Origin of the sequence: Streptomyces sp. NPDC051211 (assembly GCF_040689505.1) — a bacterium.
Classification (GTDB): Bacteria; Actinomycetota; Actinomycetes; order Streptomycetales; family Streptomycetaceae; genus Streptomyces.
This window is the reverse complement of sequence record NZ_JBFBAV010000025.1, coordinates 65,438-85,455: the sequence shown is the minus strand read 5'-3', so window position 1 is coordinate 85,455 and position 20,018 is coordinate 65,438. Positions and strand designations below refer to the sequence as shown.

The 20,018-nt window shown below is 71.9% G+C and carries 20 protein-coding genes and 1 pseudogene; 7 read left to right on the top strand and 14 right to left on the bottom strand.

Features of this window, described 5'->3' with window-relative positions; genetic code table 11:
• Window positions 1–10: 10 nt before the first annotated feature.
• Window positions 11–802 carry a nucleotidyltransferase family protein gene (locus AB0447_RS23390; protein ID WP_366478668.1) on the top strand — a complete coding sequence of 264 codons (792 nt, stop codon included), beginning with the start codon at window positions 11–13 and terminating at the stop codon, window positions 800–802.
• Window positions 803–973: 171 nt separating this feature from the next.
• On the opposite strand, the gene AB0447_RS23385 is transcribed toward AB0447_RS23390, so the two are convergent.
• From AB0447_RS23385 to AB0447_RS23360, 6 genes are all read right to left on the bottom strand, one after another.
• Window positions 974–2,569 carry a DoxX family protein gene (locus AB0447_RS23385; RefSeq protein WP_366478667.1) on the bottom strand — a complete coding sequence of 532 codons (1,596 nt, stop codon included), beginning with the start codon at window positions 2,567–2,569 and terminating at the stop codon, window positions 974–976.
• A 127-nt stretch (window positions 2,570–2,696) separates the two neighbouring features.
• Window positions 2,697–3,653, bottom strand: coding sequence for a 23S rRNA (guanosine(2251)-2'-O)-methyltransferase RlmB (gene rlmB, locus AB0447_RS23380; RefSeq protein ID WP_366478666.1), 957 nt, complete (start codon window positions 3,651–3,653; stop codon window positions 2,697–2,699).
• A gap of 98 nt (window positions 3,654–3,751) precedes the next feature.
• Window positions 3,752–5,152 carry a cysteine--tRNA ligase gene (gene cysS, locus AB0447_RS23375; RefSeq protein WP_366478665.1) on the bottom strand — a complete coding sequence of 467 codons (1,401 nt, stop codon included), beginning with the start codon at window positions 5,150–5,152 and terminating at the stop codon, window positions 3,752–3,754.
• A 119-nt stretch (window positions 5,153–5,271) separates the two neighbouring features.
• Window positions 5,272–5,769, bottom strand: a complete 498-nt coding sequence (gene ispF, locus AB0447_RS23370) for a 2-C-methyl-D-erythritol 2,4-cyclodiphosphate synthase (RefSeq protein ID WP_366478664.1) — start codon at window positions 5,767–5,769, stop codon at window positions 5,272–5,274.
• On the bottom strand, window positions 5,759–6,517 hold the full coding sequence (gene ispD, locus AB0447_RS23365) for a 2-C-methyl-D-erythritol 4-phosphate cytidylyltransferase (RefSeq protein WP_366478663.1): 759 nt from the start codon (window positions 6,515–6,517) through the stop codon (window positions 5,759–5,761). The genes ispF and ispD overlap by 11 nt, the downstream gene beginning before the upstream one ends.
• 316 nt (window positions 6,518–6,833) lie before the next feature.
• Window positions 6,834–7,316 carry a CarD family transcriptional regulator gene (locus AB0447_RS23360; RefSeq protein ID WP_003953493.1) on the bottom strand — a complete coding sequence of 161 codons (483 nt, stop codon included), beginning with the start codon at window positions 7,314–7,316 and terminating at the stop codon, window positions 6,834–6,836.
• Between the two features lie 626 nt (window positions 7,317–7,942).
• On the opposite strand from AB0447_RS23360, the gene AB0447_RS23355 reads away from it, so the two are divergent.
• Complete coding sequence (locus AB0447_RS23355; protein WP_366478662.1) at window positions 7,943–8,647, top strand: DUF461 domain-containing protein; 705 nt, start codon at window positions 7,943–7,945, stop codon at window positions 8,645–8,647.
• 83 nt (window positions 8,648–8,730) lie between these two features.
• Here the strand turns inward: AB0447_RS23355 and AB0447_RS23350 are convergent.
• The 3 genes and pseudogenes from AB0447_RS23350 to AB0447_RS23340 all read right to left on the bottom strand — a co-directional run.
• Window positions 8,731–8,802: pseudogene (locus AB0447_RS23350) on the bottom strand (DNA-binding response regulator); the annotation flags it as partial.
• A gap of 102 nt (window positions 8,803–8,904) precedes the next feature.
• Window positions 8,905–9,585 (bottom strand): response regulator transcription factor, encoded by a 681-nt coding sequence (locus AB0447_RS23345; RefSeq protein ID WP_030387286.1) that lies wholly within the window; start codon window positions 9,583–9,585, stop codon window positions 8,905–8,907.
• The gene (locus AB0447_RS23340; protein WP_366478661.1) at window positions 9,582–10,796 is read right to left on the bottom strand and encodes an ATP-binding protein; all 1,215 of its coding nucleotides are present in this window, start codon (window positions 10,794–10,796) and stop codon (window positions 9,582–9,584) included. The genes AB0447_RS23345 and AB0447_RS23340 overlap by 4 nt, the downstream gene beginning before the upstream one ends.
• Before the next feature lie 208 nt (window positions 10,797–11,004).
• Between AB0447_RS23340 and phoU the strand changes: the two genes are divergently transcribed.
• Both phoU and AB0447_RS23330 read left to right on the top strand, forming a co-directional pair.
• Window positions 11,005–11,682, top strand: a complete 678-nt coding sequence (gene phoU, locus AB0447_RS23335; RefSeq protein WP_366478660.1) for a phosphate signaling complex protein PhoU — start codon at window positions 11,005–11,007, stop codon at window positions 11,680–11,682.
• Between the two features lie 193 nt (window positions 11,683–11,875).
• Entirely contained in the window at window positions 11,876–12,025 is a 150-nt protein-coding gene (locus AB0447_RS23330; protein ID WP_366478659.1) for a hypothetical protein, read from the top strand.
• Window positions 12,026–12,152: 127 nt separating this feature from the next.
• Here the strand turns inward: AB0447_RS23330 and AB0447_RS23325 are convergent, their stop codons facing one another.
• The 3 genes from AB0447_RS23325 to AB0447_RS23315 form a co-directional block, all read right to left on the bottom strand.
• On the bottom strand, window positions 12,153–12,575 hold the full coding sequence (locus AB0447_RS23325; RefSeq protein ID WP_366478658.1) for a hypothetical protein: 423 nt from the start codon (window positions 12,573–12,575) through the stop codon (window positions 12,153–12,155).
• Complete coding sequence (locus AB0447_RS23320) at window positions 12,568–13,035, bottom strand: GNAT family N-acetyltransferase (RefSeq protein ID WP_366478657.1); 468 nt, start codon at window positions 13,033–13,035, stop codon at window positions 12,568–12,570. The genes AB0447_RS23325 and AB0447_RS23320 overlap by 8 nt, the downstream gene beginning before the upstream one ends.
• 141 nt (window positions 13,036–13,176) lie before the next feature.
• Window positions 13,177–13,935 (bottom strand): phosphoglyceromutase, encoded by a 759-nt coding sequence (locus AB0447_RS23315; RefSeq protein WP_366478656.1) that lies wholly within the window; start codon window positions 13,933–13,935, stop codon window positions 13,177–13,179.
• A 152-nt stretch (window positions 13,936–14,087) separates the two neighbouring features.
• Between AB0447_RS23315 and AB0447_RS23310 the strand changes: the two genes are divergently transcribed.
• A complete protein-coding gene (locus AB0447_RS23310; RefSeq protein ID WP_366478655.1) occupies window positions 14,088–15,359 on the top strand; it encodes an MFS transporter in 1,272 nt (423 codons plus the stop codon).
• A 280-nt stretch (window positions 15,360–15,639) separates the two neighbouring features.
• Here the strand turns inward: AB0447_RS23310 and AB0447_RS23305 are convergent, their stop codons facing one another.
• Together AB0447_RS23305 and mshA are read right to left on the bottom strand one after the other, a co-directional pair.
• Window positions 15,640–16,131 (bottom strand): YbjN domain-containing protein, encoded by a 492-nt coding sequence (locus AB0447_RS23305; protein ID WP_366478654.1) that lies wholly within the window; start codon window positions 16,129–16,131, stop codon window positions 15,640–15,642.
• Window positions 16,124–17,494 (bottom strand): D-inositol-3-phosphate glycosyltransferase, encoded by a 1,371-nt coding sequence (gene mshA / locus AB0447_RS23300; RefSeq protein ID WP_366478653.1) that lies wholly within the window; start codon window positions 17,492–17,494, stop codon window positions 16,124–16,126. Before mshA ends, AB0447_RS23305 begins: the two co-directional genes overlap by 8 nt.
• A gap of 310 nt (window positions 17,495–17,804) precedes the next feature.
• On the opposite strand from mshA, the gene AB0447_RS23295 reads away from it, so the two are divergent.
• Together AB0447_RS23295 and AB0447_RS23290 are read left to right on the top strand one after the other, a co-directional pair.
• Entirely contained in the window at window positions 17,805–18,626 is an 822-nt protein-coding gene (locus AB0447_RS23295) for a class I SAM-dependent methyltransferase (protein WP_366478652.1), read from the top strand.
• A gap of 273 nt (window positions 18,627–18,899) precedes the next feature.
• Window positions 18,900–19,949 carry an NlpC/P60 family protein gene (locus AB0447_RS23290; protein ID WP_366478651.1) on the top strand — a complete coding sequence of 350 codons (1,050 nt, stop codon included), beginning with the start codon at window positions 18,900–18,902 and terminating at the stop codon, window positions 19,947–19,949.
• The last annotated feature ends 69 nt before the right edge of the window (window positions 19,950–20,018 follow it).

Below are 20,018 nucleotides of genomic sequence, written 5' to 3'. Positions count from 1 at the left end.
GGCTGCCGCCATGACGGAACCTTCCGAGGCCGCGCACCACGCCACGAGCGCGCGCACCTCTTCCACCGATTCCGCGGCCGCGTACCCGGCCACGCCCACCCAGGCGGTCGTCCTGGCGGGCGGCCAGGGTTCGCGGCTGCGGCCGTACACGGACGACCGGCCGAAGCCGATGGTCGAGATCCCGGGTACGGGTGTGCCGATCATCGGGCACCAGCTGGCCTGGCTGGCTTCCGAGGGGGTGACCGACGTCGTGGTGTCCTGCGGGCATCTCGCGGAGGTGCTGCAGGAGTGGCTGGAGCAGGCGGACCTGCCGCTGCGGGTGACGACGGTGGTGGAGAAGGAGCCGCTGGGCCGGGGTGGCGGGCTCAAGTACGCGGCGGCCCATCTGCCGCATCCGGACCGGCCGTGGTACGCGACGAACGGGGACATCTGGACGCGGTTCTCGCTGCGGGAGATGGCGGAGTTCCATGCGGCGCGGGCGGCCACCGCGACCTTGGCGCTGGCGCGGCCGCGGATCCCGTGGGGGGTCGTGGAAACCAATGAGTTCGGGCAGATCCTGGACTTCATCGAGGCGCCGCCGTCGCCTTATCTGATCAATGCCGGGGTGTACGTGTTCTCCGGTGAATTCGCTTCGCTGCTGCCGGACTTGGGCGACCACGAGCGGACCACGTTCCCGCGGCTGGCGCGTGAGCGGCGGCTGGCGGGCTTCCCGCTGCCGCAGGGGGCCTACTGGCGGGCGATCGACACGGCGAAGGACCTGACCGAGGCGGCCAAGGAGTTGGCGGCGCAGAGCGCCTCCTGAGGCCTTTCGTCACGCCCTTCCGTCACGCCCTTCCGTCCGGCACTGCCCGTGCGGCCCGTAGTGCCCGCTCGTACGGACACACACCGGGGCCCGGTGCGCTTCTCGCGCGCCGGGCCCCGGGTGTTCGTGTCCGTACGTGATCGGGTGCGGGTGTGGGTGGTTGTGGCCGGGTCAGCCGCCGAGGAGGCCGCCCACCAGTCCGGGCTTGCGGGTCGGGGTGTCCGAGCCGCCGCCGCTGCTGCCCGAGGACGAGGAGGACGGCGGCTGCTGGGGGGCCGACTGGCGGGGGGTCTGGCTGCGCGGGGTCTGCCGGCCGGTGGTTCCGCGGGTCGCGGTAGGCGATTCGGAGCCCGAGCCGGAACCGGTGCCGGCGGTGGCCTTGGAGGTGGCTCCCGGGGCGGTGCGGGTGGACTTGGCGGGCTGGGAGGGCTTCGCGGAGGGGGTGGTCTGCTTGGGCGTGGTCCGCCGGTCGGGGGTTCCGGTGCGGCTGGGTTCCTGCGGCAGCGGGGAGCCGGGGAGGTAGTTGCTGGGCGCCTCGCCCGGTCCGGGGACGGTGACCACGGTGGTGGAGCGGACGGCTCCGCCGAGCAGCGAGCCGATCAGCAGGGTGAGGCCGACGACGACGGTGGCCATGATGGTGCCGCGGCGCAGGACCCGTCGGCGGAGCTGCCAGATCTCGGAGCGGGGGCCGAGGGTGCGCCAGGCTTCGCCGGCGAGGCGGGCGTCGAGGGAGTAGACGGGGGCGCCGGCGATGATCAGCGGGCTCCAGGCGGCCAGGTAGATGATGTCGGGGGCGTCGTAGGCGGGGACGGTCTTCCAGCTGACGGTCATCAGCAGAGCGGCCGACAGAAGTGCCCCGAAGCAGGCCGCGAAGCGCTGCCAGAGCCCGAAGACGGTCAGCACTCCGACGATGACCTGCATGAAGGCGACGGTGAGGCCGGCTCCGACGGGGTGGGAGAGGGCGAAGTCGCGGAGGGGTTCGGCGAGTGCCCAGGGGTGGAGGGTGTGCAGCCAGGTGACCATGGAGCCGCGCTCGCCGCCGTCGAAGTAGACGGGGTCGCAGAGCTTGCCCATGCCGGCGTAGATGGAGATGAAGCCGAGGAAGACGCGCAGCGGGAGCAGGACGACGCCGAGGTTCATCCGGCGGTCGGGGTAGTAGGAGGAGTGGCCGGGCCGGGTTTCGGCCCGGTCCCGCCGGAGTTCGGTGAGGGGCTCGTCGGATCCCTGGTGTCCGGGGTGTCCCGTGTGTCCGGGCCGGCCGGGGTATCCGGGGTGTCCGGGGCGCTGGGGCAGTTCGCGTACGGCGGCCAGCGGGCGGGTTTCTTCGTTGTCGGGGTGGCTGCGCTGGCCGATGACGGTCGGCGTGCGCAGGGTGTCGTCGGCGAGGTCCTGGGCGAGGTCGAGGCGCGGGATGACCTGGGTGGCGCCGCCGTCGAACTCGTCGTGGCCGCGGCCGGATTCGCGTACGGCCTGGAGCAGGCCGCCGGTGGCGGCTGCGGCGTCGCCGCCCGGGCCGGCCTTGCCGCTCCAGACGACGGGGGCGCGGCGGCGGGTCGCTCCGGCGGCCGCCACGGCGGCGCCGCTGAGGGCGGGGACGCGGGCAGGACCGGGGACGGGCGCGGGCTGGGGACGCGCGCTCGGGCTCGGTGCGAGCCGCACACGGAAGCTGGCGTGGTTGACGATGACCTGTGCGGGATCGCACGGCACCTTGACCATGCTCAGCGCGGGCTGGTCGTCGAACCTGGGCGTTCTTGTGTCCACACTCATCTAACCGAGTGATCAATGTTTAGGACACTGCCTTGACAGCACGGAACTGTCCGAGGCCCGTCAAACGGTGTTTTCCGGCCACCTCGCCCGTGGGGGCGGGGCGGCCGGAAGCGGCGTGCGGCGGGTGTTACGCGCGGCGGCGGGCCGCCTCGTAGAGGACGACGCCGGCCGCGACACCGGCGTTCAGCGATTCGGCGCCGCCCGGCATCGGGATGCGGACCAGGAGGTCGCAGGTCTCGCCGACCAGCCGGCCCAGGCCCTTGCCCTCGGAGCCGATCACGATGACGACCGGGCCGCCGAGCGCCTCCAGGTCCTGCACGTCGTGCGCGCCTTCGGCGGCGAGGCCGACGACGGTGATGCCGGCCTTCTTGTAGTCCTGGAGGGCGCGGGTCAGGTTGGTGACGCGGGCGACGGGGGTGCGGGCGGCGGTGCCGGCCGAGGTCTTCCAGGCGCCGGCCGTCATACCGGCGGCGCGGCGCTCGGGGATGACCACGCCGTGGCCGCCGAACGCGGAGACGGAGCGGATGATCGCGCCGAGGTTGCGCGGGTCGGTGACCCCGTCGAGGGCGACGATCAGGGGGTCCTTGCCCTCGTCGTACGCCTCGGCGGTGAGGTCCTCGGGGTGCGCGTACTCGTACGGCGGGACCTGGAGGACGAGGCCCTGGTGGTTGAGGCCGTTCGTCAGCCGGTCGAGCTCGGGGCGCGGCGCTTCCATCAGGTTGATGTTGCCGCGTTCGGCGGCGAGCTGGAGGGCCTCGCGGACCCGCTCGTCGTTGTCGATGAACTGCTGGACGTAGAGGGTGGTGGCGGGCACGCCGTCGCGGAGCGCCTCGAAGACCGGGTTGCGGCCGACGACCATCTCGCTGGTGCCCTTGGGGCCGCCGCGGCGCGGGGCGGGGCGGCGCTTGGCGGCCTGCCGGGCCATGGCGTTGGAGACGCGGAACGCCTTGTGGCCCTTGCGGTCCTCGGCCTTGGGCGTGGGGCCCCTGCCTTCCAGGGCCTTGCGCCGCTGGCCACCGCTGCCGACCGTGGCGCCCTTCTTGTTGGACGTGCGGCGGTTCCTGCGCTGGCTGTTCCCGGCCATGACCTCTACCTGTTTTCGTTGGTGCTGCGATATGTACGTATGAAGAGTGTGCCGCCCAGAGTGCCGGGCGGCCACCATGCTCGGCCGGCCGGCCGGGCTCAGCGGGGGCCGAGCGTCCAGCGGGGGCCGGTCGGGCTGTCCTCGATGGCCAGCCCGGACTGCGTCAGCCGGTCGCGGATGGCGTCGGCGGTGGCCCAGTCCTTGCGGGCCCGGGCGGACTCGCGCTGCTCCAGGACGATCCGGACGAGGGCGTCGACGGCGTCGTGCAGGTCCTCACCGCGGTCGGCTTCGCCGGCCCAGTGCGGGTCGAGCGGGTCCAGGCCGAGGACGCCGAGCATGGCCCGGACCTCGGACAGGCGGGCGATGGCGCCTTCCTTGTCGTCGGCGGCGAGGGCGCTGTTGCCCTGCCGGACGGTGGTGTGGACGACGGCGAGGGCCTGCGGGACGCCCAGGTCGTCGTCCATGGCCTCCGCGAAGGTCGGCGGGACCTCGGCGGCGGGGTCGACGGTCTTGCCGGCCATCTCGGTGACCCGCTGGGCGAAGCCCTCGATGCGGGCGAACGCGGACTCTGCCTCGCGGAGGGCTTCCTCGCTGTACTCGATCATCGACCGGTAGTGCGGGGTGCCGAGGTAGTAGCGGAGGACGATCGGGCGCCAGGTCTTGACCATCTCGGAGACCAGCACCGAGTTGCCGAGGGACTTGGACATCTTCTCGCCGGACATGGTGACCCAGGCGTTGTGCACCCAGAAGGCGGCGAAGTCGTCGCCGAAGGCCTTGGCCTGGGCGATCTCGTTCTCGTGGTGCGGGAAGATCAGGTCCAGGCCGCCGCCGTGGATGTCGAAGGCGCTGCCGAGGTACTTGTGCGCCATGGCCGAGCACTCCAGGTGCCAGCCGGGGCGGCCGCGGCCCCAGGGGGTCTCCCAGTCGGGCTCGCCGGGCTTGCCGGCCTTCCACATGGCGAAGTCGCGGGGGTCGCGCTTGCCGCTGATGCCTTCTTCGGCGGGCTGCTGGAGGTTGTCGAGTTCCTGGTTGGACAGGGCCAGGTAGCCGGGGAAGGAGCGCACGTCGAAGTAGACGCTGCCGTCGGCCTCGTAGGCGTGGCCGCGCTCGATGAGGCCGCGCATCATCTCGATCATCTCGGGGATGTGGCCGGTGGCGCGGGGCTCGTAGGTGGGCGGCAGGCAGCCGAGGGCGTCGTAGCCGCTGTTGAAGGCGCGCTCGTTCTCGTAGCCGATGGACCACCAGGGGCGGTTCTGTTCGCCGCCCTTCCAGATGATCTTGTCGTCGATGTCGGTGACGTTCCGGATGAACGTGACGTCGTAGCCGCGGTATTCGAACCAGCGGCGCATGATGTCGAAGTTCAGGCCGGAGCGGATGTGCCCGATGTGCGGGGCCGCCTGGACGGTGGCGCCACAGAGGTAGATCGAGACACAGCCCGGCACGAGCGGGGTGAAATCGCGGATCTGCCGGGCGCTGGTGTCGTACAGGCGAATAGTCACGGCATCAAGGGTAGTGCTCCCGGGGCAGTGCCCCGCGACCCTTTCGCGGACCCGGAGGGCGTGTGTCCGGGGCGGAGGGGCGGGGCGCTGCCCGTGTGCGGGCCGGGCGCGGGCGGCGGTCAGGCGCCGGCCGTCCGGTACACCAGGGCGGTGGCGATGGCGGCGAGGCCTTCGGCGCGGCCGGTGAGGCCGAGGCCGTCGGTGGTGGTGCCGGAGACGGAGACGGGCGCGCCGGCCGCTGCGCTGAGCGCCTTCTGTGCTTCCTCGCGCCGCTTGCCGATCTTCGGGCGTACGCCGATGACCTGCACGGACACGTTGCCGATGGTGAAGCCTTCGGCGCGGACGATGCGGGCGGCCTCGGCCAGCAGGGTGACCCCGGAGGCGCCGGACCACTCGGGGCGGGAGGTGCCGAAGTGCGCGCCGAGGTCGCCGACCCCGGCGGCGGAGAAGAGGGCGTCACAGGCGGCGTGGGCGGCTACGTCGCCGTCGGAGTGCCCGGCGAGGCCGTACTCCTCGCCTTCCCAGAGGAGGCCGGCGCACCACAGTTCGCGGCCCTTCTCGAAGGCGTGCACATCGGTGCCGATGCCGACGAGGGGGATCACGGGCTCAGTAGGCATCGGTGGCCCTCCGGCGGGCGAGTACGGCCTCGGCGAGGACCAGGTCGAGCGGGCGGGTCACCTTGAAGGCCTCTTCGTGGCCGGGGACCAGGACGACGGGGACACCGAGCTTTTCCACCATTCCGGCGTCGTCGGTGGCTCCCTCGCCGTTGACGGCGATGGTGTCGTGGGCTCTGACCAGGGTGGCCCGGTCGAAGCCCTGCGGGGTCTGTACGGCGCGCAGCCGGGCCCGCTCGGGGGTGGCGACGACCGGCTCGGCCTCGCCCGGACGGCCGGGTTCGACCTCCTTGACGGTGTCGGCGAGCGGCATGGCGGGCACCACGGCGGGGGCTCCGTCGCGGATGGCCTCGACGACGGCGTCGACGGTGTCGACGGGGACGAGCGGGCGGGCCGCGTCGTGGATGAGGACGGCGGTGATGTCCGCGGGGAGGGCGTTCAGGCCGGCCCGTACGGATTCCTGGCGGGTGTCGCCGCCGGGCACGACGAGGATGTCGGTGCGTTCGGGGAGGGCGTGCTCGTCGAGGAGGTTGCGGACCTCGGCGGCGCCGTCGGGCGGCGCGACGACGACCACGAGGGAGACCGCGCGGGAGCGGGCCATCGCGCGGACGGCGTGGATCAGCATGGGGGTGCCGCCGAGCGAGCGCAGGGCTTTGGGTGCACCGGGGCCCAGCCGGACGCCGCGGCCCGCGGCGGGGATCACGGCAGCGGTGCGGTGCGTGGGGCGCTCGGGGCGCGGTTCGTCGTACATCTACTAGCTCCGGTCGGCTCCGGGAACTCGGCCAGGTTTGTGACTTCGGCCGACATGGGTATGGCCTGAAGCGTGCCGGGTGCGATGCCCTCGCCCCTTCCGTGACGACCGGTCGAGCCGGCTGCCCGGACCCGGCACGCCAAAGGTGCAAGGTGCGTATGCGTGTGTGTTGCCTGCTGTGCGCGTGCGTTGCTTGCACAGTGTGCAAGGTGGAGAGCCAGACATGCCGCAGCGCCCGGCAACAGGCCTCTCAGAAAATGAGAGGCACGGTCATCGGGCACCGCGGCACACTGTGTGAGACGGTCCGTCCGTCGCGTCAGGACGCGAGGACCTCGTCGAGGAGGGCCTCGGCCTTGTCCTCGTTGGTGTTCTCAGCGAGCGCGAGCTCGCTCACCAGGATCTGCCGTGCCTTCGCGAGCATGCGCTTCTCACCCGCGGACAGTCCGCGCTCGCGCTCACGACGCCACAGGTCGCGCACCACTTCGGCGACCTTGATGACATCGCCAGAAGCGAGCTTTTCCAGATTTGCCTTGTAGCGACGGGACCAGTTCGTCGGCTCCTCGGCGTACGGTGCACGCAGCACCTCGAAGACCCGGTCCAGCCCGTCCTGCCCGACCACATCGCGAACGCCGACGAACTCCGCATTGTCCGCAGGCACACGAACCGTCAGGTCGCCCTGGGCGACCTTGAGCACCAAGTAGGTCTTGTCCACGCCTTTGATCTGGCGAGTTTCGATGGCCTCGATCAGCGCGGCCCCGTGATGGGGATAGACCACGGTGTCGCCAACCTTGAACGTCATGTGACAGGTACCCCTTCCGTGGCTATCCAGGGTAACACGAGAACGGACCGTTATGAATGGCGTTTTCGCAGGTCAGGGCCTATCTCGGGGCTTGACAACAGCGGCGGGAACGTGCTGCGGAGGACCTGGGGAAGGGGGTATTCGCAGGTCGGAGGCGCTGTGGGGACAGGGCGAATCGACCACGTTACACCTGGCCGACGACCCGTACGACGTGATGTACGTCCCGTTTTGCCGGGTTCCAAGCCGTGAAACCGAACTACTCCGTTCGACTGGCGGACGGGTGCGTCGAGCGGCTTCCGGTCCAATCCGGAATTGATCACCGGGAATCCCGGAAATTTGATCACGGCCGATATCCGGGGAGTGTTGAACGCCCCGCGGAATAGCAAGATCACGGGAACCTGGCCGGGACCTGTACGGCAGCTGTACGGGAAGCCGTACGCGAAGCCGTACCGGGGCCGGGGCGGGGAGCGGGTGCGCCGCCGGAGGGTCGGGTGCGGGGGCGGGGCGGCGGCTCGGTAATCTAAGCGCGCTGACACACCCTTAGGGCGGCTTTACCTCCGCCCAGGGCGGAGGTACCTCCGCCGCCCGCCACCCTCCGTCCGTACGTCCAAGGAGTTGCCGCAGCCGTGAGCCGCAGCCTTCGACGCGGCGTCCTCGCCGCCGCCGCCATCGTTCTCCCGATCGGATCGCTCGCCGCCTGCGGTGCGGGCAACGACGCGCAGACGCTCCAGATCAAGCCGGACAACGCGGCCGTCACCAAGGGCGACATCGAGGTCCAGAACGCCCTGGTGATCACCCAGGGCGAGAAGGACAAGAAGGGCCCGGCCGTGGTCTCGGCGACGCTCTTCAACAACGGCGACACGGCGCAGACCCTGGACGGCATCACCCTCCCGGGTGGCACCGGCACGGTCGTGCTGAAGCCCGCCACGGGCTCCGGCAAGGTCACCGTCCCCGCGTTCGGCTCCGTCGTCCTCGGTGGCAAGAACAACGCCAGCGCGGTCATCGAGGGCGGCAGCGAGGCCGTCAAGAACGGCGACGCGCAGAAGGTCGTCTTCAAGCTGAGCGAGACCGGCGACGTCTCGCTGGACGCGTTCGTCATCCCGGGCACCGGCTACTTCGAGAGCTTCGGCCCGACCGCGGCCCCGCCGGCCGCCGGCTCCAAGCCCTCGGGCACCCCGTCCGGCTCCCCGGCGGCCACCCCGTCGGGCGCCGCCTCGGGCGCGGCCGGGACGACCCCCTCGGGCTCCCCGTCCGGCACCCCGTCGGGCGCCGCCTCCGGCGCCGCCGGGACCACCCCCTCGGGCTCCCCGTCGCACAGCGCCGGCCACTGAACGACCGGAAGGGCCCCCGTCCGCAGTGCGGACGGGGGCCCTTCCGTATACGACGGCTACACAGCCGCTCCAGCCCGGCCGGCCTACGGCTCGAACTTGTAGCCGAGGCCCCGCACCGTCACCAGATAGCGCGGCGCACCCGGGTCCGGCTCGAGCCCCATCCCGCGTGCGCCCCTCGCACGGCTCGGCCCCAGGGGGCCTCACCGGCTTCGAGACGCTGTGCCGGCCTCCGGCCGGCGGTGGTGCCCGGAGGCGGCCTACGGCTCGAACTTGTAGCCGAGGCCCCGCACCGTCACCAGGTAGCGCGGCGCACCCGGGTCCGGCTCGATCTTGGCGCGGAGGCGCTTCACGTGGACGTCGAGGGTCTTGGTGTCGCCGACGTAGTCGGCGCCCCAGACCCGGTCGATCAGCTGCATGCGGGTCAGGACGCGGCCCGCGTTGCGGAGCAGCATCTCCAGCAGGTCGAACTCCTTCAGCGGGAGGTCGACCTTGCCGCCCGCCACCGTCACCACGTGGCGGTCGACGTCCATCCGCACCGGCCCGGCCTCCAGGGCCGCCGGCGTGACCTCCTCCGGCTCACCGCGGCGGCGCAGCACCGCGCGGATGCGGGCGACCAGCTCCCGCGAGGAGAAGGGCTTCGTCACGTAGTCGTCGGCTCCTATTTCCAGCCCGACGACCTTGTCGATCTCGCTGTCCTTGGCAGTCACCATGATCACCGGGACGTTGGAGCGGCCGCGCAGCTGACGGCAGACCTCCGTGCCGGGCAGGCCGGGCAGCATCAGGTCGAGCAGGACGAGGTCGGCGCCGTTGCGCTCGAACTCGTCCAGCCCGTCGGGCCCGGTCGCGGCGATGGCGACCTCGAAGCCCTCCTTGCGGAGCATGTAGGACAGGGCGTCGCTGAAGGATTCCTCATCCTCTACGACGAGCACTCGGGTCACGGAAGGACCTCCGGGGCAGGGGTGGTGGCTGGTTCTCGGTCGGGCACGGTCCGGCTGGTGGCGGCCTCCGGAAGTCTGAGCGTGAACGTGGAGCCCTGGCCCTCCGAGCTCCACACCGTGACCTCCCCGCCGTGCGAGGCGGCCACGTGTTTAACGATGGCGAGGCCGAGACCGGTCCCGCCGGTGGCACGGGAGCGGGCCGGGTCGACGCGGTAGAACCGCTCGAAGATGCGCTCGCGGTCCTTCTCCGGGATGCCGATGCCCTGGTCGGTCACGGCGATCTCGATGAAGTCCCCGCCGGGTGCGGCGACCCGGCGCCCGGCTATGCCGACGCGGGTGCGGGCGGGACTGTAGTTGACGGCGTTCTCCACCAGGTTGCCGAGGGCCGCCGCGAGCTGGCCGCGGTTGCCCCAGACCCGCAGGTCGGCGGTGCCGCCCGCGGCCATGGTGATCTGCTTGCTGGACGCCGTATGGCGGCAGCGGTCTATGGCCTCGGCGACCAGCGTGTCGACCCGGACCGGCTCCGCGTCCTCCAGCGGGTCGTCGTTCTGGACCCGGGAGAGGTCGATGAGCTCCTGGACCAGGTTGGTGAGCCGGGTCGCCTCGATCTGCATGCGGCCGGCGAAGCGGGTGACCGCCTCGGGGTCGTCGGAGGCGTCCATGACGGCCTCCGACAGCAGCGAGAGCGCTCCGGTGGGCGTCTTCAGCTCGTGCGACACGTTCGCGACGAAGTCGCGGCGCACCGCCTCGATCCGCCGGGCCTCGGTCAGGTCCTCGACCAGCAGGAGGACGAGCCGGGAGCCCAGCGGGGCGACCCGCGCCGAGACCGCGAGGGCCTCACCGCGGCCGGTGCCGCGCCGGGGCAGGTCCAGTTCGACCTGGCGTATCTCTCCGTCGCGGCGGGTGTCGCGGGCCATGTGCAGCATCGGCTCCACGGCGAGTTTGCCGCCGCGGACCAGCCCCAGGGCGTAAGCCGCCGAACTGGCCTTGACGACCGCGTCGCCCTCGTCCAGTACGACGGCCGAGGAGCGCAGCACGGAAAGGACGGTGTCCACGCCGGGCGGGAGCACCGCATTGATGTCCGGGCGCATGGAGCTCCGGGTGGGGCGGGCCTGGTCGCGCTCGCTCCAGCGGAACGCCAGCATCGCGATCACGCCGGTGCACAACCCGGCGATCGCTGCAGCTGCGGCGACCGCCGCGTTCACGTCCATGCATCCAGGTTAAGCAGGCACGACGACAGTTCCACAGCCGTTCGGGTGGCACCTCGAACAGTCGTCGCCCAGAGTTCACCGTGACGATGGGGTTGATTCACTTGCGGTGCCGGAGTCCGACGCGTACGCAGCGCACCGTGAGAGCGTGGGGGCCGGAACCGAACGGATCCCCCCGGCTCCCCGGCAGAACGTAAGAGAGGGAACATCCATGCGGGACGCGTACCACGAGGAACTGGACTCGATCGGGGAAGGCCTGGTCGAGATGGCCCGGCTGGTCGGTTCCGCGATCGGGCGGGCCACGACGGCCATGCTCGACGCCGACCTGAAGCTCGCCGAGAGCGTCATCGCCGCCGACCAGAAGGTCGACGACCTCCAGCACGACCTGGAGGCGCGGGCCATCGCGCTGCTGGCCCGCCAGCAGCCGGTCGCCACGGACCTCCGGATCGTCGTCACCTCGCTGCGGATGAGCGCCGACCTGGAGCGCTCCGGCGACCTGGCCCAGCACGTGGCCAAGCTGGCCCGGCTGCGGTTCCCGGACACGGCGGTCCCCCGGGACCTGCACGCGACCATCCTGGAGATGGGCCAGCTGGCGCAGCGCCTGATGGCCAAGGCCGCCGAGGTGATCATCACCAAGGACGTCGACCTCGCGCTCCAGCTGGAGACGGACGACGACGAGATGGACCAGCTGCACCGCACGCTGTTCCAGCACCTGATGGACGACCGCTGGAAGCACGGCATCGAGACCGCCGTGGACGTGACCCTGCTGGGCCGCTACTACGAGCGGTTCGCCGACCACGCGGTGTCGGTGGCCAAGCGGGTGGTCTACCTGGTGACCGGCGAGCACGCCGACGAACTCCAGCCGCCCACGGTGGTGGAGGGCGCCTGAGCCCGGGGGCCTGAACGCGGGGCCTGAGCCCGGGGGTGAAGCTGCGGACGAAGCTGCGGCTCTGACCCGGCTCTGACCCGGCTCTGCGCCAATGCGCCGTTGACGCGCCTTCCGCGCTGGGCATGAATGAGGCGAAAGGCAGTACGACCGAGTACGACCCGACCCGTACGACGTACGCCTGCGAGGAGGAACCATGCCCGATTCCCCCGTCCCCATCACCCCGGAGCAGGAGCAGCCGCAGCAGCCCGAGGTCCTGCGCCTTCCGCTGCTGGCCGCCTGCGGCTGCGGCTCCGGCTGCGGCTGCGGCTGCCAGTCCGGTGCCCCGTGCCAGTGCGGCGGCTGAGCGCCGCGCTTCACCCCGAAGGGCCCTGTCCACACCCGGCCGGGGCCCTTCGCGTACGCAGTCCGTCTCGGCCGCGTGCGTCTCGACCGGAGCTCTCGAGCGGTACCTCTCAACCGGTAGGTCTCGGCTAGTACGTCTCGACGGCCGGGGACGGCGACCAGTGCGGCGGCAGCTCCTGCCCCTCCCCCCGGAAGCAGCGGGCCGGGAACCTCCGGTGCCACCAGGCGCCGTCCCGCTCGCCCGTGCCGGCGTCGGGCTCGGCCATCGGCAGGGTCGCGGCGAAGAACCGCTCGTCCCACCGGTCGAGTTCGGCCTGCCGGATCCGCCGCACGTTCTCGCTGAGCAGCGGCCAGGCGGCCCGCAGCCAGTCCCGGCAGGCCAGCTCGTTGCCGTACTCCCAGGCCCAGGCCAGGTCGAAGCCGGCCTCGATGTCGACGACCACCAGCCGCCAGCGGGCCAGCGCCTCGTTCAGACTCCCGAATCCACCACCGGCCGCCGCGGCGGCCGCGCGTACGGAGGTGTGGTCCTCCGCGGTCAGCTCCTCACCCATCGAGGTCGAGCACGCCGACCGTCTGACCGCCGCTGGTCTCGCCGGTGAGACGGAAGCCCAGCTTCAGATAGAACTGCTCGGGCCCGTCCTCCCCCGGCTCCCAGGTGGTGAACAGCTGATTCCCGCCCCGCCGCCGGATCTCCGCGGCCACCGCCTCCACCGCGTACCGCCCGTACCCGCGGCCCTGCGCGTCCGCGGCGATGTTCAGCCGCCACAGGCCGCTGCGCCGGTCCTCGGGGTCCTTCTCCGGATTCCACTGGATGTCGAGGAAGGCCATCAGGAACCCGACCAGCTCCTCCCCGTCGAAGACCAGCCGCGGCCAGGCGGTCTCGCCCCACGCGTACGCCTCGGCGAGCGAGTGCGCGACGGGCTCGACGTTCTTCTCCTGCTCGGGCCGTATCCGAAGCTCGATCCCGGCTTCCACGTTGGCAGGGCTGATCTTCTCTATGCGCAAGGTCATCCGCGCACGGTAACAACGCCGAAGCCCCCTGCCCACGGAATATCCACAGGCCGGTCCGCGCAGCGAAAAGCCCCCTGCCGCGGGAGAACGCGGTAGGGGGCTGTTTCGCGCGTGGGGCTACTTCTTGCCCTACTTCCTGCCCTACTTCTTGCCCTGGTTCTTGACGGCCTCGATGGCGGCGGCCGCGGCCTCCGGGTCGAGGTAGGTGCCGCCCGGGATCAGGGGCTTGAACTCGGCGTCGAGCTCGTAGGCGAGCGGGATGCCGGTCGGGATGTTGAGGCCCGCGATGTCGGCGTCGGAGATGCCGTCCAGGTGCTTGACCAGGGCGCGCAGCGAGTTGCCGTGGGCGGCGACCAGGACGGTGCGGCCGGCCAGCAGGTCCGGGACGATGCCGTCGTACCAGTACGGCAGCATGCGGACGACGACGTCCTTCAGGCACTCCGTCTTCGGGCGGAGCTCCGGCGGGATGGTGGCGTAACGCGGGTCCTCGGACTGCGAGAACTCGGTGCCGTCCTCGAGCGCCGGCGGCGGGGTGTCGTACGAGCGGCGCCACAGCATGAACTGCTCCTCGCCGAACTCGGCGAGGGTCTGGGCCTTGTCCTTGCCCTGGAGGGCGCCGTAGTGGCGCTCGTTCAGACGCCAGGAGCGGTGGACCGGGATCCAGTGCCGGTCGGCGGACTCCAGGGCGAGCTGCGCGGTGCGGATGGCGCGCTTCTGGAGGGACGTGTGGACCACGTCGGGCAGCAGGCCGGCGTCCTTGAGCAGCTCACCGCCGCGGACCGCCTCCTTCTCGCCCTTCTCGTTGAGATTGACGTCCACCCAGCCGGTGAACAGGTTCTTCGCGTTCCACTCGCTCTCGCCGTGGCGGAGGAGGATCAGCTTGTACGGTGCGTCGGCCATGCGTACGAGCCTAATGGACGCCGGAGGGGGTCGCGTGCGTCCCCCGGGCCCCCTCCGATTGACACACCCCGTCAATCGAGTGGCGCCGGAGAACCCCTGGACGTAACGTCCGGATCAGCGCCGCACCACTTACATCGCCGGGGGGAATCCGTATGTCCGTTGCCACGATGAGACAGGCCGCGCGCGAGAGCGTGTCGGGCCTGCCGCGGGCGTTCTGGTGGCTCTGGGCGAGCACCCTGGTGAACCGGCTCGGGGCCTTCGTCGCCACCTTCATGGTCTTGTACCTGACCCTGGACCGGGGCTATTCGGCCTCCTTCGCGGGTCTCGTGGCGGCGCTGCACGGGCTGGGCGGGGTCATCTCCTCGCTGGTGGCCGGGGTGATGACGGACCGGCTGGGGCGCCGGCCCACGCTGCTGGCGGCGCAGGCCTCGACCGCCTTCTCGGTGGCGCTGCTCGGCTTCATGGAGCATCCGGCGGCGATCGCGGCGGTGGCGCTGCTGGTCGGCATGACCTCGAACGCGTCCCGCCCGGCGGTCCAGGCGATGATGGCGGACATCGTCCGCCCGGAGGACCGGGTCCGGGCCTTCGCGCTGAACTACTGGGCCATCAACCTGGGCTTCGCGGTCAGCGCGGTGGCGGCCGGGTTCGTGGCGGAGTACAGCTACCTGGCCGGATTCCTCGGCGAGGCGGCGCTGACGCTGGTCTGCGCGGTCCTGGTCTTCATCAAGCTGCCGGAGTCGCGGCCGGAGCGGGAGTCCTCGGCGGGGGCCGCGGTGGAACCGGAGGTGCGGCTGGGGACCGTGCTGCGGGACGGGCGCTTCATGAGCGTGGTCGGGCTGTCCTTCCTGATCTCGATGATCTTCACGCAGGGGTCGGTGGGGCTGCCGGTCGCGATGGGCGCGGCCGGGTTCTCGCCGGGGGACTACGGGCTGGTCATCATGGTGAACGGGGTGCTGATCGTGCTCCTGCAGATCCCGGTGACCCGCTTCATCGAGCACCGCGATCCGCAGAGGCTGCTGGTGATCTCGGCGCTGCTGGCCGGCTACGGCTTCGCGATGACGGCCTTCGCCGGGTCGATCGCGGCGTACGCGCTGACGGTGTGCGTGTGGACGCTGGCGGAGATCGTGAACTCGCCGACCCAGATGAGCCTGGTCGTCCGGCTCTCGCCGGTGCACGGGCGGGGGCGCTACCAGGGGATGTACACGATGTCGTGGTCGGTGGCGGCGTTGGTGGCGCCGCTGATGGCGGGGTATGTGGTCGATGCGTACGGGGCGGGGTGGCTGTGGGGCGCCACCGGCCTTCTGGGCACGGCGGCCGCCCTGGGCTACTGGCTCCTGCTGCGCACCCTCCCCACGGATCCCCCGCCCCCGCCCAAGACCACTATCCGGGCCCCGGCCGAGACGACCGCCCCGGCGACGGCGTAACCCCCGCCGGGCACATCCAGCCTCGCCGGCGTTTGAGGCGCGGGGTCTGGGGCGGCGCCCCAGTTCGGGAAGGGGCGGGTAGGGGAAAGGCTCCGCGCAGCGGCCCCGCCTGTCTGGTGCGGCGCCGTTGCCGGGGGCCAGCCCCCGGACCCCCGCGCCTCAAACGCCGGCGGGGCTGGAAGTGCTGCTGCGCGGCAAGCCGGCCGGAAGCGTTGCCCGGCGGGGCTGAGGCGCCGGAACGGCGTCGGGTCGCAGGTCGGGACGGGTGGCCCGGCGGGTGTCAGGATTCCGGCTGGGTGAGGTGGCGGAAGGCGTCCAGGTTGTACGTGGGTTCGCCGCGCGAGACGCGCCAGTCGTACTCCCGCCGGATCGCGCCCGCGAACCCGAGCTCCAGCAGCGTGTTGAAGGAGCCGTCCGCCGCCTCCAGCACCGTCCCCAGGATCCGGTCCAGCTCCTCCGGCGTGATCACCGTCAGCGGGAGCCGGCCCGCCAGGTAGATGTCGCCGAGCGCGTCCACCGCGTAGGACAGACCGCCGTACAGCTTGAGGTTCCGCTCCAGCAGCCAGCGATGCACCCCGGCCTCGTTCTCGTCCGGGTGACGGATGACGAAGGCGTTGACGGACAGCGAGTGGCGGCCGACCCGCAGGGAGCAGGTGGTCGACAGCTTGCGGGTGCCGGGCAGTTTGACCACGTACGAGCCGGGCTCGGGGGATTCCCACTCCAGCTCGGCCCCGGTCAGGGTGTGCTCGATGATCGCCGCGTGATCAGCCATGGTGGGAGCGTACGCGACGGCGGTGATCGTGCATGGCTGCGGTGTACACGTCCGCCGTGCCGCTGGCCGCCGTGTCCCAGCCGAAGAACTGCGCGTGCCGGGCCGCCTCCCGGCCCATCCGCTCGGTCAGGCCGGGGTCGTCGGCGAAGCGCCGCAGCTGGTCCGCCCAGTCCGCCGGATCGTGGCCGGGTACGAGGATACCCGTGGCCCCGTCGTTGACGGCGACCGGCAGCCCGCCGACCTCCGCGGCCAGCACCGGCGTGCCCGTCGCCTGCGCCTCGAGCGCCACCAGCCCGAAGGACTCGTTGTACGAGGGCATGACCAGCACCGATGCGGCCCGGAACCAGTCCGCCAGCCGGTCCTGGCCGACCGGCGGGTGGAAGTGCACCACGTCGGCGATGCCCAGCTTGGCGGCGAGCTTCTGCAGGCCCTCCGGCTTCGCCAGCCCGCTGCCGCTGGGGCCGCCGACCACGGGCACGAAGAGCCGACGGCGCAGCGAGGGGTCCCGGTCGACCAGGACGGCGACGGCGCGGAGCAGGACGTCGGGGGCCTTCAGGGGCTGGATCCGGCCGGCGAAGAGGGGGATCAGCGCGTCCTGGGGCAGGCCGAGGCGGGCGCGGGCGGCGGCCCGGCCGTCGCCGACGGTGAAGCGGTCCAGGTTCACCCCGGGGTGGACGACGGCCACCTTGCCGGGGTCGGCGTCGTAGTGGCGTACCAGCTCGTCGGCCTCCTCCGCCGTGTTGGCGATGAGGCGGTCGGCGGCGGCCACGATCTGGGTCTCGCCGATCACCCGGGCGGCGGGCTCCGGGGTGTCGCCCTCCGCCAGCGCCGCGTTCTTGACCTTGGCCATGGTGTGCATGGCGTGCACCAGCGGTACGCCCCACCGCTCGGCGGCGAGCCAGCCCACGTGCCCGGAGAGCCAGTAGTGGGAGTGGACGAGGTCGTAGTAGCCGGGGCGGTGCCCGGCCCAGGCCTGCATCACGCCGTGGGTGAAGGCGCAGAGCTGGGCGGGCAGCTCCTCCTTGGCCAGGCCTTCGTACGGGCCGGCGTCGACGTGCCGGACGAGTACGCCCGGGGAGAGTTCCACGGTGGGCGGCAGGCCGCCCTCGGTGGCCCGGGTGAAGATCTCGACCTCGATGTTGATGGCGGCGAGCCGCTTGGCCAGCTCCACGATGTACACGTTCATGCCGCCGGCGTCGCCGGTGCCCGGCTGGTGCAGCGGGGAGGTGTGGACGCTGAGCATGGCCACCCGGCGCGGCTTGCGGTGCTGGCCGAACTCGGGGAGGCGCAGCCGCGGCGGATCGTGGCGGGTGATGCGGCCGGCGGCACGCCTGCCTCCGAGCCGGGATACGTACTGGCTCAAGGGAGCAGTCCTCTCGGTCGGTGGCGCTCACAGTCGGTGCCATGGCGGGGCACGGCATGGCGGGGCGAGGGCGCGGAGCACGCCCTTCAAGGGGTGCAACCAGTCGGGGCGTGCCCGGCATTCCGTGCGGGAGGGTATTGCTCCGGTTTTCTCGCCCGGTTTCTCTGCGGGCTTGGCTGCGGGCTCGGGGTGGCCTTGTCTGTGGGCCCGTCTGTGGTCTTCTCTGCGGGTCTCCTCTGCCGGCTTCTCTCGGTTTTTCGGCGAGCCGGGGGTTTTCTTGCCGGAAGGGCGTTCCGCTTACGCTCGGCACATGACCCCCCGCCCCTCTTCGCCGAGCCGCCCCGGCCCCGGTCGGCCGGTCGGTACGGTGACCCGCGGGACGACCAATCCGAACCGGCTGCGCCGGATGGACCGCTGGATCGCGGCCGTGCACGGGCCCGCGCTGCACCGGGCGGACGCTCCGGTCGCGGTGGACCTGGGGTACGGGGCCGCGCCGTGGACGGCGGTGGAGCTGCTGGCGCGGCTGCGGACGGCCGCGCCGCGGGTCCGGGTGGTGGGCATCGAGATCGAGCCGGCCCGGGTGGCGGGCGCGAAGCCGTACGAGCGGGAGGGCCTGAGCTTCCGGCACGGCGGTTTCGAGGTGCCGCTGGAGGGTGGGGAGCGGCCGGCGCTGATCCGGGCCGCGAACGTGTTGCGGCAGTACGACGAGGAGCAGGTCGCCGAGGTGTGGGCGCGGCTGTGCGGGCGGCTGGCGCCGGGCGGGCTGCTGGTGGAGGGGACCTGTGACGAGATCGGGCGGCGCCATGTGTGGGTGGCATTGGGGCCCGAGGGGGCGCGCACGGTGACGTTCGCGACCCGGCTGGGCTCCCTGGAGCGCCCCTCGGACCTGGCGGAGCGGCTGCCGAAGGCGCTGATCCACCGCAATGTGCCGGGCGAGCCGGTGCACGCGTTCCTGCGGGACTTCGACCGGGCGTGGGCGGCGGCCGCGCCGTACGCCTCGTACGGTGCCCGGCAGCGGTGGATCCGCACGGCGCGGGCCCTCTCCGTGGACTGGCCGCTGGCGGACGGGCCGCGGCGGTGGCGGCAGGGCGAACTGACGGTGCGCTGGGACGCGTTGCGTCCGGCGGGGTGACCCTGCACCGGGATGCGCTGCGTCCGGCGGGGTGACGCCGCACCGGGATGCGCTGCGTCCGGTGGGTGAATTCGGGCCCGTGGGGAACCGGTTACGGCCGGGGTCCGTTGTGCCGTCGGGGGATGGGCGGGGTCAGGGGTCATGATCGGCAGGGTGTCCACAAGGGTGTCGGAATCCGCCGAGTCGTGGCACCATCCCGAAGGCAGTGAGAAGTTACTGATGAATAGTCAGATCTGACCGAGGGGCAGATCTGCCGGTGTGTCTGGGGGGACCATGAACCGACGGCGACGCGGCGGAATCGCGCTCACGCTGCTGTGCGCGATGGCCATACTCTCCGGTCCCGGGCTGACCGGCACCTCCTTCGCAGCCCCGCTGCCCGAGCCCGGCGCCAAGTCCCTGGAACAGGTGCGCAAGGAGATCGAGGGCCTGTACCGCCAGGCCGGCACGGCCACCGACGCGTACAACCAGGCCGAGACGGAGACCAAGCGGCAGTCCGACCAGATCGTCTCGCTCGCCAAGCAGATCGCCGCGGGCCAGGAGCGCATCACCGTCCTCAAGAACCGTGCGGGCGCCGCCGCCCGCGCCCAGTACCGGTCGGGCGGCCTGCCGCCGGGCGCCCAACTGGCCATGAGCAACGACCCGGGCCAGTTCCTGGACGGGGCGGACCGGCTGCGCCAGGGCGAGAAGGCGACCGCGGGCGTGCTCTCCGAACTGAACCGCACCCAGAGCGACTTGCAGCAGTACGCCAAGGATGCGACGGCGCACTGGCAGACCCTGGAGGCCAACCGGGTCAAGCAGGAGGCGGCGAAGAAGCAGATCGAGGCCAAGATCAAGGCCGCCGAGGAGCTGGAGAGCAAGCTGGAGGCCGAGGAGAAGGCCCGGCTGCTGCAGCTGGAGCAGGAAGCCCAGTACCAGGCGCAGAAGGCCTGGCTGAACACGGGCGCGCTGAAGGACGTCAAGGGCGCGGCCACGAACGCCGGCAAGCAGGCGGTCCGTTTCGCCTCCGCGCAGATCGGCAAGCCGTACGTGTGGGGTGCCGAGGGCCCGGACTCCTTCGACTGCTCGGGCCTGACCTCCAAGGCCTGGCTGGCGGCCGGCAAGAACATCCCGCGCACCTCCCAGGAGCAGCTGCGGCTGCTGCCGAAGGTCGCCCTCAAGGACATGCGGCCCGGCGATCTGATCATCTACTTCGACGACGCGAGCCATGTGGGGATGTACGTGGGGGACGGCGCGATGGTGCACGCCCCCCGCCCGGGGCGGAACGTGACGATGGCGGGAGCCGGCTCCATGCCGATCAAGGCGGTGGTCCGCCCGGACGCGTAGCGGGTGCCGGGCCGGTCACGCGGGGTGAGCCCGGCGTGACTGGCAGGACACCCTCCGTGCGTCCCGGAC

Bases quoted from the DNA above. Each gene is read 5' to 3' on its own strand.
- AB0447_RS23325 (WP_366478658.1), bottom strand. From the start codon at position 12,575: ATGGGTGAGGAGCTGACCGCGGAGGACCACACCTCCGTACGCGCGGCC.
- AB0447_RS23295 (WP_366478652.1), top strand. From the start codon at position 17,805: ATGACCCCCCGCCCCTCTTCGCCGAGCCGCCCCGGCCCCGGTCGGCCG.
- ispF (WP_366478664.1), bottom strand. From the start codon at position 5,769: ATGCCTACTGAGCCCGTGATCCCCCTCGTCGGCATCGGCACCGATGTG.
- AB0447_RS23310 (WP_366478655.1), top strand. From the start codon at position 14,088: ATGTCCGTTGCCACGATGAGACAGGCCGCGCGCGAGAGCGTGTCGGGC.
- ispD (WP_366478663.1), bottom strand. From the start codon at position 6,517: ATGTACGACGAACCGCGCCCCGAGCGCCCCACGCACCGCACCGCTGCC.
- AB0447_RS23305 (WP_366478654.1), bottom strand. From the start codon at position 16,131: ATGGCTGATCACGCGGCGATCATCGAGCACACCCTGACCGGGGCCGAG.
- AB0447_RS23385 (WP_366478667.1), bottom strand. From the start codon at position 2,569: ATGAGTGTGGACACAAGAACGCCCAGGTTCGACGACCAGCCCGCGCTG.
- phoU (WP_366478660.1), top strand. From the start codon at position 11,005: ATGCGGGACGCGTACCACGAGGAACTGGACTCGATCGGGGAAGGCCTG.
- AB0447_RS23340 (WP_366478661.1), bottom strand. From the start codon at position 10,796: ATGGACGTGAACGCGGCGGTCGCCGCAGCTGCAGCGATCGCCGGGTTG.
- AB0447_RS23290 (WP_366478651.1), top strand. From the start codon at position 18,900: ATGAACCGACGGCGACGCGGCGGAATCGCGCTCACGCTGCTGTGCGCG.
- AB0447_RS23390 (WP_366478668.1), top strand. From the start codon at position 11: ATGACGGAACCTTCCGAGGCCGCGCACCACGCCACGAGCGCGCGCACC.
- AB0447_RS23320 (WP_366478657.1), bottom strand. From the start codon at position 13,035: ATGACCTTGCGCATAGAGAAGATCAGCCCTGCCAACGTGGAAGCCGGG.
- rlmB (WP_366478666.1), bottom strand. From the start codon at position 3,653: ATGGCCGGGAACAGCCAGCGCAGGAACCGCCGCACGTCCAACAAGAAG.
- AB0447_RS23315 (WP_366478656.1), bottom strand. From the start codon at position 13,935: ATGGCCGACGCACCGTACAAGCTGATCCTCCTCCGCCACGGCGAGAGC.
- AB0447_RS23360 (WP_003953493.1), bottom strand. From the start codon at position 7,316: ATGACGTTCAAGGTTGGCGACACCGTGGTCTATCCCCATCACGGGGCC.
- AB0447_RS23330 (WP_366478659.1), top strand. From the start codon at position 11,876: ATGCCCGATTCCCCCGTCCCCATCACCCCGGAGCAGGAGCAGCCGCAG.